The sequence below is a fragment of the Roseisalinus antarcticus genome (assembly GCF_900172355.1).
Classification (GTDB): domain Bacteria; phylum Pseudomonadota; class Alphaproteobacteria; order Rhodobacterales; family Rhodobacteraceae; genus Oceanicola; species Oceanicola antarcticus_A.
This window is the reverse complement of the sequence record NZ_FWFZ01000019.1, coordinates 75,315-86,663: the sequence shown is the minus strand read 5'-3', so window position 1 is coordinate 86,663 and position 11,349 is coordinate 75,315. Positions and strand designations below refer to the sequence as shown.

The following is an 11,349-nucleotide window of genomic DNA, read 5'->3' as shown; positions in this document are numbered from 1 at the left end:
GAAGCTCGACCTTGAGCGTGCCGGTGCGCACGGTCCGCGCGGGCTCGAAGCCTTTCCGGATCGCGTCGGGCCAGGCCGCGTATTTGCGCTCCGGCACCTTGATGGCGATGTCGACATATTGTGCGGGGTCGTCACCGGCATCGCGAATGCGCGCGACCATCGCGGCGAGCTTGTCCTGATCCCAATCGACCCGCTTGGGCAGGTCAGCCACGATGGTGAAATCACCGTCATCGAAGCGCGTCGTGCCCGTGTCCTTGCCTGCGGCCTGCCGTTCCTCAGCAGCGCGATCGGCGTAGCGCACCGCGAGACCGGCATCGAGCCGGGCCTTGGCGGCCTTGTCGCGTTTGAGCCGCGCATCGATCTCGTGCTGCAGGATGGCCAGCAGTTCGACCGGCAAGGCCGCGATCTCGGCCGCGCTGAGCGCCTGGAGATCATCCGGCGTGGGGGTATTCTCGGGGAATGGCATGAAAGGATCTCCGTGATCGGTGAAAAAGGATTGGAAGGCGGGCATCACGCGGCCTCGAGCAGGCGGACCGACAAAGCGGCACCGCTGGATCGGGGCTTGGGCCGGGCGATGGCGATGTAGGCGAAGTGGTCTGGGCCGATCCGCGCCTGAACGAGATGCACGAGGTTCTGTTCGGCCGCGCGGAGGGCGGCGGCCGCGACCTGACGCAAGGCGCGCTGACGGTCGGCAGGGAGATTCGACAGAACGGCGGTGGCATCGACTGCCAGAAACCCGCGGTGATAGATCAGAGTCTCGCCGGGCTTAGCCTGCGCGATCCAGGCGCAAAACCCGACCTCGTCCAGACCGCCAGCGGCGCAGAACGGCACCACCCGGTCAGCCGCAAAATCATCAAGCCGGACCATCATGCGGCACCCGCTTGGGCATCAGCGCCGGTGCTGTGGCGCAACTGGTCCTGCTCGAACGCTGTGATATCCTCCATGCGGTAAACCACACGGCCGCCGAGCTTCATGAACTGCGGGCCTTCTCCGGCCCACCGCCACCGCTCTAACGTGCGGTGCGAGATGTTCCACCGCCGGGCCAGTTCTTTCTGATTGAGGTGTTTGAGCTGCATCTTCGTCTCCTGTCGCTCATTGCGTTGGGAGGAAGATGCGAAATCCTGCTGTGGGATGTCGTCAGGATCGAAGTGGGATGCGGAGGGGGATCAGTTTGAGCCTTCCAACTCAGCGGCGAATGCCGTGGCGGGGGATTGCCATCCCACTCTCATCCCCCTGCGCATCCCACTGTGGAGCCGGAGGGACACGCGTGCCGGAACGGGATGGGTCGGAATCAGCCGCAGTTCAGACGGTAGTTGCCGCGACCATTCGATTCGATCAGCGAGCGCCACTGCTTCTGGGATTTGAACACGTCGGACATCTTCAGGCTCTTGGAGCCCGCAGCCGACAGGATCGCCTTGCCACTCTGCCATGCTTCACCCCGGCGCGCAGCCTCATGCAGCGCGCGGACAACCTGCGCCTGGATCGGGCCGAGGCGGAACTGGTGCCCCCCGCAACGCACTTCGTGATAGTCGGGCGATGCGCTGAAGGTTGGCAGCTGCGGACCGGACTCCGCGCCGGAGAACCCTGTCTCGGCTTCGAAACGATCACGTTCTATGCGCTTCAGCAAAAGGTCATCTTTGCCAATAGTCAGATTGGCAGGCTCGCCATAGAGAGACGCATAGTCAGCGTTCTCTGACCGAAAATGGTTCGTGATGACCATTCCGCTGCGGAAAACCCAATAGGCATCGCGAGCATGCAGCTCAAGAAGCCCTTCGTAATATCCACGCTCGGATGGGATCGAGAAAACTTCGCCTTCCGGGCTTTCCTCGTAGTCGCCCAACTCCACCGGCACACCGAAGACACGCACCGACAACCGCAGCTTGTCGTTCTCCGCCAGATAGATCAGGTCGGCTTCGGAGATGGACCAGCGGTCGAGGATCTCCGGCAGAGTAAAATACGCCTTCTCGATCTCCATGTGACCCCCGATTCCTGCCATTGAGTGTTTAGGATTTGTTCTAAATCCTTGACGGCCTCCGATCAATCCTGTTTTATCCTATTTGATCCACAGCTCTCTGGGGAAAACATGACCGAGCATCACACGCTCTCCGACCGCCTTCGCGCCCGTGCTCAGCAACTCGGGCTCAGCCCCGCTCATGTCGCAGAGATGGCCGGGGTCAATCGCTCCTTCGTTTATGACATCCTGCGCGGCCGCTCTGCACGCCCCGGCATCGACAAGCTGGCAGAGGTTGCCCGCGTGCTGAAAGTCGAGCGGGAATGGCTGATCCACGGTATCGGCGAGGTCGAAGGCGAGCCACCCTTCATCGAGAACCCGGACGAAACCTTCGTCGCGATCGCACATGCCAGCCCGCGCCCGTCGATGGGCGGCGGCGCGGTGGTGACCGAGGATCACGACACCCCCGGCCGCGCCTATCACTTCCGCCGGTCCTGGATAAAGGGCAGCCTCAAGGCCAGTCCGTCGCAGCTGCGCATCATGCATGTCGAGGGCGACAGCATGGCGCCGACCCTTCTGGACGGCGACACCGTCTTGGTCGACATGACACGTCGCGCGCCGAACCCGCCCGGGATCTTCGTTTTGGATGACGGCATGGGGCTCGTTGCCAAGCGGCTCGAGCATGTCCCCAACAGCGAACCGCCTGCGGTACGCGTGATCTCCGACAACGGCTTCTACAGCCCCTACGAGCGCAGTGCCGAGGAAATCCACATCATCGGCCGAATCCGCTGGTTCGCGCGGGAGATCTGAGGTGATCGAGTTCCGCCAGATCGACGATGCAAACCCGGCGCTGGCGCACTCACCGATGGTGCGGGCGCTGGAAAAGACCTTTGCCTACATCGCCGAACATGGCGGGATCGGGCTGACGCCATCGAAGGCCTTCAAGCGGGTATTTGTGCATTGGGCGGCACGCGAGTTCGACTGGCCGGGCTACACCGAAGAAGACCTCTTCGCCATCAACAAGGTGCTGAACGAGATCGACTTTGGCCCACTGATGGATCTGCACGACGTGGTGATCGCGCTGAAGATCGGGCGGCACTACAAGGGACAGTTCAAGCTAACCAAGGCGGGCCAGGGACTGGTTGGCCATCCCGGTCGGATCTTCGGCATCGTCACGCCGTTCTACCTGTTCGAAGTCAATCACGCCCGCTTCTCGCGCTTCGACGAGCCGATCCTGGGCAACTGGGACGTGTTCCTGAACGTGTTAAACGTCGAGACCGAGGACGGCGCGACCGGCGCTGACCTCCGTCAGGTGCTGTTCGGTGAGCCCGATCCTGCCGGTGGTTTCGACGATGTGCTGAGCCGCCTCTACATCCAGGTGCTTCGGCCTCTCTGCTGGACAGGGTTGCTGCACATGGACCGCGCCAAAGGTTTCCGGAGCACCGAGCAAAGCGTTTTCACCAAGACGCCGTTGTGGAAAGCAGCGCTGCGGCTGGAGACGGACAGGATGGCGGGTGGAGCGACGAGGCATTGATAGTCATCGGCCTCGTCGAAGGTCCATTTGCAGCTCTTTCTGGCCGCCCTGACCTCTGCACACTGCCGGATCTCAGCCTTGCTCCGGCCATTGTCGGCCGAACTCTGAAAGTTCTGGCGCTGTGCACACAACCGTTAGATGACTGCCTTGGACGCTGCGCTTTAGCCTCGTAAGGCCTGCATAGATCAGCGCGCGAGCATCAGCCGTAAATGCGCGCGTGATATGAACCACAAGAAGACGGGACTCCCAGCCTTTGAAACTATGAAGCGTTGTCGCCTTTATCTGCGCATCTCCCATCCAGAATCCCATCTTGTTTCGCTTAGACTCTATCCCGCGCTCGTCAAATGTCGTCACGGCATTAATGTTCTTTTCTCTGAGCAACCGAACAACTTCCGCGCCAGCCCTTTGATCGTCTGTTAGGAGACAGATGTCGGCATTGGCGAGTCCATCCCGTCCAGACCGCTTTAGCATCGATAAAATCTCTGCAACGCAACTATCTGTGGCAGCCGTTTCCGGCTCACGTTGGACCCATCGAAGAGTACATGGATGAAGGGCAAGTGAGCCTTGTTCGGGTTTGGGGAGGTCAATTGTCTCCTGAGGTAGAAATTTCTGCGCAAAAAATCGGGCCATGTCCATCGCATCGTTCGGCAATCGATAGCTGGTCTCAAGCTGAGCCCAGCCGCCGCTGAAACCAGCCCCGCGCATGGCGTTATCAGTCCAGGCTCCGGCTGTCCCATACACATCTTGGGTCGCGTCGGCGACCAACACGCATTCGCCCCCATTCTTCAGTGCGCGGCGTAGGGCATTCCACCAAGGCAAGCGATAGTCTTGGCCTTCATCGACAAGTATCGCGTCGTAACGCGTAACGCTCGGCTCGCCCACAGCGCGGGAGGCGAGGTCAGGAATATCTACGTTAAGGATGCGGTCTAGAACAGGCTGCCACTGTCTTCTCCACTCCTTTCGCAGAAGTGGATTATCAGGTTTCTCGGGTACACCTGCAAAGAGGCTCGAATACTCTTCGCTCCACCCCTGTCCTGCTTCATGGCAGGTACGGCGGCACCACTCATGAAAGTTCAATGTGGTAATCCCGTTCGACCAGCCAGGTCCGCCACTGGCGCGAGCGACGAGATCACGCAGATAGTGCCAAAGCGTGATGTTGTACGTCGCAATGAGAACGGACTTACCTTCTGCCGCCAGCTTTGCTGCACGAGCAGCCAATACAACGGACTTTCCGGAGCCAGCTGGCCCCTTTATGCGACGGTAGCCCCCTTCCGTTCGTGTGTCGGCCAGAGAACGCTGTTGTGCATCCATTTCCAGTGGTTTTCTCTGGTCGGCCGAAAAGTCCGGTTCAACGAGCCACCCTCGAAGATCGTCGGCGTGATCCGGTGTCATGTACCGAGAAGACTGCCGGGAGCTTTCAGGAAATACTTTCTCCAACCAGCCATCTGAGAGAGCCTCCCTGCCGCTGATCGGGGAGTATGCAGGGTATTTTTCGCGCTCTTCCCGTGTCTGGTGAGGTGCCATGAGGGCAGCTGCGCTGTCGCGGGAGGCAAAGGGGAAGATCAGACCTGCCGTAATTACGGCGAAACCATTCTTCTTCTCGAGTCGCGGGCAGTAGAGTTGGTGGATTTCCTCTTTATATCGCCGAAGTTGCTGAACCGGGTTCGGCCAGACGTCGAACGATTCTCCGTCACGGGAGGCGCGCAGTATCGGACGTTGGGTTTGCCCCCCACCAACTTGCATGAAATCGTTGCGATAGGACATCGCATTTAGATCCCAGTCCTTTACCTCGAATACGCCGATTCCGACTTTGGGATTGAGCAGTACGAAGTCCGGACGCAATCCGTTCAGATGGGGCTGGACATAAATCTCCCAGCCAGGAGGCAATTTCCGGGTGAACAGTTCAAGTACCGTGCGCTCCCCTTTCGTCAAAGGCTGTCGCAGGTCTGAAATCTCATCCAATGGTGGATGAACTATGAGCTCTTTTGTAGCCGAAATCACCATTTCCAGTCGCCTCTCGATCCGAGATATACTTCTTCTACTCCAAAACCCGAAAGTTCTCGTGTGTTATGACGCGGAAGTTATCTGACACCTTGTCGCGGAATTTCTTCCATTCCTGCGGGATGGTCTCACGCATGAATGCAAGGATGGCGTCGGCGAATTGCTTCTGACTTCGGTAGTAGCGATTGTGGGTGACATAATGGTGCAAGACCGCCCAAAGACGTTCAATTGGATTGAGATGTGGGCAATAGGGCGGCAGCTGGATCAAATGGATACGGCAGGCTGCCCTCGCAAGAAAAGCTCTGACATCCGGTCCTTTATGGTAGGCGGCGTTGTCCCAGATGACGTGAATGATACGCTTGTCGGGGTTGCGCTCTTCGACCTTGGTCAGAAGCTGCACGGCACTGACCCCATCAACGGTCGTGGGCTCGACAAAAGGTGCGTCGAAGGTTTCGAGGTTCACAGCCCCATGAATGTTCACACGACCACGTCCCGCCGTGCTGAGAACCGCTGGATTTGACCCAACCTTCACCCAGCCAAATGCAGGCTTGGTCTGATATTCCGGATGCACCGCATCGGCGAAGTAGACGGCTTCATCTGCAGGCAACCCACGCATCAGGTTCTCGTATAATGCGATGAAAGCTGCCTGCTTTTCCGCTGATGCCACGCGCGGCAGAGGTTTGGGCTTGCGGTATTCAAAGCCCAGCCGGGCCAGAAGCTTGATACAGCCAGAATGGGAATATTTTACACCAAACTCAGCGGCGACATGGGCCCTGATCTCGACCGTCGAGCGACAGAAGCGTGCTTCCAGCCAAGCACACAATGTAGCTTCCTGTGCCTGCGTCATACGGGACTGACCACCCTTCCAGCCGTCAAAGGCAAGCGCGTCCCAGCCATCTTGCCGGTAGCTCTTATACCAGCCACGGATGGTGTCGTCGTCCAAATATAGAAAATCCGAAATCTCTTGGCAGGATTTGCCGTCGTCGAGCAGCAAGATCGCATTTGCCCGACGGGCAATACCGTGGTCCTCGCGCTGGCGACGCACGCAAGCCTCAAGCTCGAGGCGGGCTGGTGAGGAAAGAAAGTCAGGGCGGATCATAAGCAATAGCTGAATCGTTCCAAACCCAGCAGTCAAGTCAACAAATTCGGCTTCTGCAGGACTCGGAGTATACATTAATTTTATCAGCACAATAACGCCCTTTTCAGGAAACATGTTGGGCATTTTCTAGAAGTGCCGCCGCTTGAGCTTGTTGTTCCGCACTCACTGAAAGTCTAGGACGCACCTAGCGCGGCGATTCCGAGTTGTCCGGCGCGAGGATCCCAACTGCCCATTTCGTTCGTGGTAACAGGTCACCACCGTGCCATCAGGTCCTACGATTGCCCGGACCTTTGTCGCCGCCTTGATCAGCTGAACGCCATAGTTGCTTCCTTTGTCATCTATGTTCACAATGTGCAGGACAAAAGTCACTATATCAATTTGGCATTTTTTGTCTCTCATCTCACAAAACTATTGATTTTTGTCGGCTGAGTCGCAAAAAAAATTGGCGCAGGTGACATAAGTAGAGACATTTGTAGATGGCGGCCAAGCCGTCAGATCGTCGGCGACACTCAAAGATTCCGACCAAAGCAATCGATTCTGAGGGGATTCGGGAAATCGCCCCCCTAAGCGTCGGCCTTCGGATTCTCGACCGCCCGGCGGCCCGACGCTGCAAGTAACGCTTCCTAGGCGTTTCCGGGATTGTTGCGTGGTGCGGCAGAAGTCGGCATCTCTCCAAACAATCCCGCCACACAAAATTGACGCTCGGCTACTCTTGATTTCGCGGTCATACACCAACCCGTTGTTTTAACTTGAAATCCATTCCACATCGCGGCCACCACAGGGCAAAACAGCACCTGAGGTTCGCCCGCCATGCCCGACACCGACGTCAATTTCGCCCCTCCACCTGAAACGCTGACCGCCGATGAGCGGCTGGCGGAACTCGCAAAGATCCTCGCCACAGCCGTGGATCGCATCAACCCACCGACAATAAACGAGAATTCTTCGAACGACCGAGACAGTTCGCTGGACATCCTCGCTCTTGTTCGCCGTCGTCGTCACCAGTTGCGAACCCGAGTTGGAGAGGACGAATGACGAAAACCAAAACGAAATCAGTAGGAAAGAGAACGGGCTTTGGCTTCGCGCAGGGCCACGCTGTCCTGGCGGACCTGGTCGCGCTGAAGGCCATGACTGTGCCCGAGTTGCGCGAGAAATGGGCGGCGATCTTTGACGCGCCCGCGCCGAACACCAGCCGCCAGAACCTCGAACTGCGGCTTGGCTACCGCATCCAGGAACTGGCCCTAGGCGGCATAGGCCGCGACACGCAGCGGACTCTGGATGCGTTGGCGGCGGAGGTGGTCTCCGGCGAACCGGGTCAGGTAATGACCGACCCACGACGGCCTTTGCCGGGCACCAAGCTGGTCCGCGAATGGAACGGCGTTGAGCACACTGTCACGGTGCTGACGAAGGGCTTCGAGTGGCAGGGTCGCCGGTACAAGTCACTCTCCGGCGCAGCGCGGGCCATCACCGGCGCGAACTGGAACGGCTGGAAGTTCTTCGGTTTCACCCCACGCCCGAGGATCAGCAAATGACGCGCCAACCACAGCCACAACCGCCCCGCCGCCTGCGCTGCGCCATCTACACCCGCAAATCGAGCGAGGAAGGGCTCGACATGGAGTTCAACAGCCTCGACGCCCAGCGGGAGGCTTGCGAGGCCTATATCGCCAGCCAGAAGGCCGAGGGCTGGGTCTGCCTGCGCGACAAATATGATGACGGTGGCTTCTCCGGCGGCACGCTGGAACGCCCCGCCCTGAAGGACTTGATCGCCGACATCGAGGACGGGCTGATCGACATCGTCGTGGTCTACAAGATTGACCGCCTCAGCCGAGCACTGATGGATTTCTCGAAACTGGTCGAGATCTTCGACAAGCACGGCGTCACCTTTGTTTCTGTCACGCAGTCCTTCAACACCACCACGTCGATGGGGCGGCTGACGCTGAACATCCTGCTCAGCTTTGCCCAATTCGAGCGCGAGGTTATCGGCGAGCGGATCCGCGACAAGGTCGCTGCATCGCGCAAGAAGGGCATCTGGATGGGCGGGCCGGTGCCACTCGGGTACAACGTGAAGGACCGCAAGCTGATCGTGGACCCGGCCGAGGCCGAGACGGTGCGGACGATCTTCACGCTCTATGCCCGGTCCAGTTCCACGGCGCAGGTGGTCCGCGAGTTGGATGCGCGTGCGATTCTGACCAAGACCGGCAGACCCTACGACAAGACCTCGCTGCTCAAGACCCTGCACAACAAGGTCTATCGTGGCCTCGCGGTGCACAAGGGCAACGCCTATCCCGGCGAGCACGACGCGATCATCGACGAGACGCTCTGGGACGAGGTGCATGAGGTGATCGCGAACAACCGGTATCTTAGGAAGGCCGCAGCTCAAGAACCCTCACCGGCGCTGCTGCGCGGGCTGATCTTCACCGAAACCGGCGTGGCCATGACTCCGCACCACACCAAGAAAGGCACGCGCCGCTATCGTTATTACGTCTCGATGGACGTGATCAAGAAACGGCCCAAGGCCGAATTGCGCGGACCGCAGCGATTGCCGGGTGGCATGGTCGAGGATGCCGTGGTCGGTGAAATCCGCCGCCTGCTGCGCACTCCCGAGGTTGCCGCACGGGTGTCGCGGACCATGCGCAAGGATCGGCCTGACCTTGGCGAGGCGGACATCAGCGCCTCGCTGACCCAGTTCGATGAGATGTGGAACGCGCTGATCCCGGCCGAACAGGCCCGAGTGGTCCGGCTTCTGGTGGCGCGGGTCACCGCCAGTGAGGCCGGGCTGGCGGTCGATCTGCGCCATGAGGGCTTGGGCACGATTGCCGCGCTGATGGCCCCGGCCAAGCCGGAGGTGGCGTGATGGCAGAGCCCGAGACCCTCCGCGTCCACATCCCGCTCACCCTGCGCAATCGCGGCGGCCGCCCGCGTATCCTGCCGCCCAAGGAGATCGAAGTAGCCATGGAACGCGGCCAAGACTCCCGGCTACTGCGTGCCATCGGCCGCGCATGGGACTGGCGGCGCAGGCTGGAGCGCGGCGACGTCAACACCATCGCTGACCTTGCCAGAGAGGAAGGTATCTCCGACCGCTATGTCAGCCGCGTGATCCGGCTGGCATGGCTCGCGCCCTCCGTGCTGGAGCGGCTGGTCCTCCGGCGCGAGCCAACCGTGCTGTCGATCTTCGACCTCTGCGGCGTGGCGGAGCTGCCTTGGATCGAGCAGCCGGAACGGGTGTTTGATTGATTTCTGTTGCAGTCAGGTCGCAAATGTTGGTCGCGAGAAAACTCGGATCCATCTAAGCTTCCTCCACATTTCTGGAGAAGCCCACATGAAGATCGGTCAATTCGTCAAGCGCAACGTTCGCGCAATTTTTCAATACTGCGAAACAGGCGATCCTTCGGAGTTTGCCCGTCTCCAAGACCCTCAGTATTCAAAAGAAACCTTCGACATCAACTATCCTTTCTGCAAGCCCGTCTCGAAAATTGCACCTGAGGAGCACGTGCGGTTTTACAACGCCACGCACGAAGTTCACGGCGTCCCGGTGCGGGTAACAAGTCAATGGTTCAACCCTCCAACCAGCAAGAGCCTTTCCCTCTTTCGCCAATATCTGGCAAAGCGAGAGATCGCCCATGACGTCAACCCGCACTCAGAACCACCCTCGGTTGAGGCAAAAGAACGGGCGGCTCGTGGGCGCTACCGCGGCAGTGCCATCGGCATCGCTCAGAATGCCTTTATCCGACATCTTCTCAGCCGCATTGGCGACGAACAGTTCAACGCCGAACAATGGGAGGCAGTCCTTTCCGATTTCGGTCAACGGTGCGCCTATTGCGGCGCGGAGGGGGATTTGGTGATGGAACACGTCATTCCGATCAACCGCACGTCCCTTGGCGAACACCGACTCGGCAATCTCGTTCCTGCTTGCCGACGCTGTAACGCCACGAAAGCCGACCAAGATTATCGCGCTTTCTTAGGTCCGGAAACGGAAAGGATTTCCGCAATAGAGGCTCATATGGCGAAACATGACTATTTGCCGATAGGGGAAAACCAGAGGCTCAGGCAGATTATCGAACTCGCTCACCAAGACGTGCGCCAGCTTGCAGATCGCTACGCGGCGATAGTCGACACCATGCTTGGGGACCAAGAAGACAAAGCATGAGTATTCCTTGGGGGTTTGGGATGCGAACCTACCCAAGAAATCCGCCGATTTACGATGGCATCCCGAGCAACGCGCCTACCGCGTGTTCTGTCTATGTTGCCAACGATATCGTTCGGAACGCGCGTTTAGGTTTTGGCGGGACGCGGAAGCAGGCCGTTGAAAAGTAGGGAGAAAACGGGACCGAACCTCAACGGGAGAGGTTCGCCCAAACTGAGACTGTGGGCCATTCTGAGCCCGGCCTTGGCCAAGCTGCGCGTCTATGAGGTTCGGTCGGTTCACGCAAACCCCTTTGATAACACGGAAAAATCCGTGCCCGTCAGGGCGGTGTCACTGGTTCGCAATGGGGATAATGGCGGAGGAGGTGGGATTCGAACCCACGGTACGCTTTCACGCACGCCGGTTTTCAAGACCGGTGCAATCGACCACTCTGCCACTCCTCCGAGGCTTCCGACGCATAATGACGCTGCGGCGATTCTGGAAGCCACACCGGACCGGCGATCAGGATGATTTCGGAACGCCGCACTTTCAAATGCGGCGTCTTGACGCTATGAACAGGGCAAGACCGTCGGCGTCGCGTCCGAACGGTCGCTTGAGAGCAGTCAGGTCGGGGAACACGGCCA

General features: G+C 59.3%; 13 protein-coding genes and 1 tRNA gene. 7 read left to right on the top strand and 7 right to left on the bottom strand.

From position 1 onward, the window contains the following. From ROA7023_RS15895 to ROA7023_RS15880, 4 genes are all read right to left on the bottom strand, one after another. A partial coding sequence (locus tag ROA7023_RS15895) for a hypothetical protein (protein WP_085880028.1) occupies positions 1-466 on the bottom strand: 466 nt, incomplete at its 3' end. Between the two features lie 44 nt (positions 467-510). Next, positions 511-870: a hypothetical protein gene (locus tag ROA7023_RS15890; protein ID WP_234992265.1), complete on the bottom strand. Its 360-nt coding sequence runs from the start codon at positions 868-870 to the stop codon at positions 511-513. After that, on the bottom strand, positions 867-1,076 hold the full coding sequence (locus ROA7023_RS15885) for a helix-turn-helix transcriptional regulator (RefSeq protein ID WP_085880022.1): 210 nt from the start codon (positions 1,074-1,076) through the stop codon (positions 867-869). Before ROA7023_RS15885 ends, ROA7023_RS15890 begins: the two co-directional genes overlap by 4 nt. A 215-nt stretch (positions 1,077-1,291) precedes the next feature. Further along, entirely contained in the window at positions 1,292-1,975 is a 684-nt protein-coding gene (locus ROA7023_RS15880) for a hypothetical protein (RefSeq protein ID WP_085880021.1), read from the bottom strand. Positions 1,976-2,023: 48 nt separating this feature from the next. Between ROA7023_RS15880 and ROA7023_RS15875 the strand changes: the two genes are divergently transcribed. Further along, on the top strand, positions 2,024-2,761 hold the full coding sequence (locus ROA7023_RS15875) for a LexA family transcriptional regulator (protein WP_234992264.1): 738 nt from the start codon (positions 2,024-2,026) through the stop codon (positions 2,759-2,761). Between the two features lies 1 nt (position 2,762). Then, on the top strand, positions 2,763-3,485 hold the full coding sequence (locus ROA7023_RS15870) for a hypothetical protein (protein ID WP_121097276.1): 723 nt from the start codon (positions 2,763-2,765) through the stop codon (positions 3,483-3,485). A gap of 72 nt (positions 3,486-3,557) precedes the next feature. Here the strand turns inward: ROA7023_RS15870 and ROA7023_RS15865 are convergent, their stop codons facing one another. Together ROA7023_RS15865 and ROA7023_RS15860 are read right to left on the bottom strand one after the other, a co-directional pair. Continuing rightward, the gene (locus ROA7023_RS15865) at positions 3,558-5,489 is read right to left on the bottom strand and encodes an AAA family ATPase (RefSeq protein ID WP_085880020.1); all 1,932 of its coding nucleotides are present in this window, start codon (positions 5,487-5,489) and stop codon (positions 3,558-3,560) included. Between the two features lie 34 nt (positions 5,490-5,523). Continuing rightward, positions 5,524-6,699, bottom strand: a complete 1,176-nt coding sequence (locus ROA7023_RS15860; RefSeq protein WP_234992263.1) for an IS630 family transposase — start codon at positions 6,697-6,699, stop codon at positions 5,524-5,526. 696 nt (positions 6,700-7,395) lie between these two features. Between ROA7023_RS15860 and ROA7023_RS23905 the strand changes: the two genes are divergently transcribed. The 5 genes from ROA7023_RS23905 to ROA7023_RS15840 all read left to right on the top strand — a co-directional run bounded on the left by ROA7023_RS23905 (position 7,396) and on the right by ROA7023_RS15840 (position 10,729). Continuing rightward, positions 7,396-7,617, top strand: a complete 222-nt coding sequence (locus ROA7023_RS23905; protein WP_143535591.1) for a hypothetical protein — start codon at positions 7,396-7,398, stop codon at positions 7,615-7,617. Continuing rightward, positions 7,614-8,114: a DUF2924 domain-containing protein gene (locus ROA7023_RS15855; protein WP_085880018.1), complete on the top strand. Its 501-nt coding sequence runs from the start codon at positions 7,614-7,616 to the stop codon at positions 8,112-8,114. Before ROA7023_RS23905 ends, ROA7023_RS15855 begins: the two co-directional genes overlap by 4 nt. After that, positions 8,111-9,436 carry a recombinase family protein gene (locus tag ROA7023_RS15850; RefSeq protein WP_085880017.1) on the top strand — a complete coding sequence of 442 codons (1,326 nt, stop codon included), beginning with the start codon at positions 8,111-8,113 and terminating at the stop codon, positions 9,434-9,436. Before ROA7023_RS15855 ends, ROA7023_RS15850 begins: the two co-directional genes overlap by 4 nt. Continuing rightward, positions 9,436-9,816: a hypothetical protein gene (locus tag ROA7023_RS15845; RefSeq protein ID WP_085880016.1), complete on the top strand. Its 381-nt coding sequence runs from the start codon at positions 9,436-9,438 to the stop codon at positions 9,814-9,816. Before ROA7023_RS15850 ends, ROA7023_RS15845 begins: the two co-directional genes overlap by 1 nt. Before the next feature lie 85 nt (positions 9,817-9,901). Beyond that, on the top strand, positions 9,902-10,729 hold the full coding sequence (locus ROA7023_RS15840) for an HNH endonuclease (protein ID WP_085880015.1): 828 nt from the start codon (positions 9,902-9,904) through the stop codon (positions 10,727-10,729). Between the two features lie 350 nt (positions 10,730-11,079). Here ROA7023_RS15840 and ROA7023_RS15835 read toward each other — a convergent pair. Beyond that, positions 11,080-11,169, bottom strand: a tRNA-Ser gene (locus ROA7023_RS15835). Positions 11,170-11,349: the final 180 nt, after the last annotated feature.

Bases quoted from the DNA above. Each gene is read 5' to 3' on its own strand.
- ROA7023_RS15855 (WP_085880018.1), top strand. From the start codon at position 7,614: ATGACGAAAACCAAAACGAAATCAGTAGGAAAGAGAACGGGCTTTGGC.
- ROA7023_RS23905 (WP_143535591.1), top strand. From the start codon at position 7,396: ATGCCCGACACCGACGTCAATTTCGCCCCTCCACCTGAAACGCTGACC.
- ROA7023_RS15880 (WP_085880021.1), bottom strand. From the start codon at position 1,975: ATGGAGATCGAGAAGGCGTATTTTACTCTGCCGGAGATCCTCGACCGC.
- ROA7023_RS15860 (WP_234992263.1), bottom strand. From the start codon at position 6,699: ATGTTTCCTGAAAAGGGCGTTATTGTGCTGATAAAATTAATGTATACT.
- ROA7023_RS15865 (WP_085880020.1), bottom strand. From the start codon at position 5,489: ATGGTGATTTCGGCTACAAAAGAGCTCATAGTTCATCCACCATTGGAT.
- ROA7023_RS15890 (WP_234992265.1), bottom strand. From the start codon at position 870: ATGATGGTCCGGCTTGATGATTTTGCGGCTGACCGGGTGGTGCCGTTC.
- ROA7023_RS15885 (WP_085880022.1), bottom strand. From the start codon at position 1,076: ATGCAGCTCAAACACCTCAATCAGAAAGAACTGGCCCGGCGGTGGAAC.
- ROA7023_RS15845 (WP_085880016.1), top strand. From the start codon at position 9,436: ATGGCAGAGCCCGAGACCCTCCGCGTCCACATCCCGCTCACCCTGCGC.
- ROA7023_RS15840 (WP_085880015.1), top strand. From the start codon at position 9,902: ATGAAGATCGGTCAATTCGTCAAGCGCAACGTTCGCGCAATTTTTCAA.
- ROA7023_RS15850 (WP_085880017.1), top strand. From the start codon at position 8,111: ATGACGCGCCAACCACAGCCACAACCGCCCCGCCGCCTGCGCTGCGCC.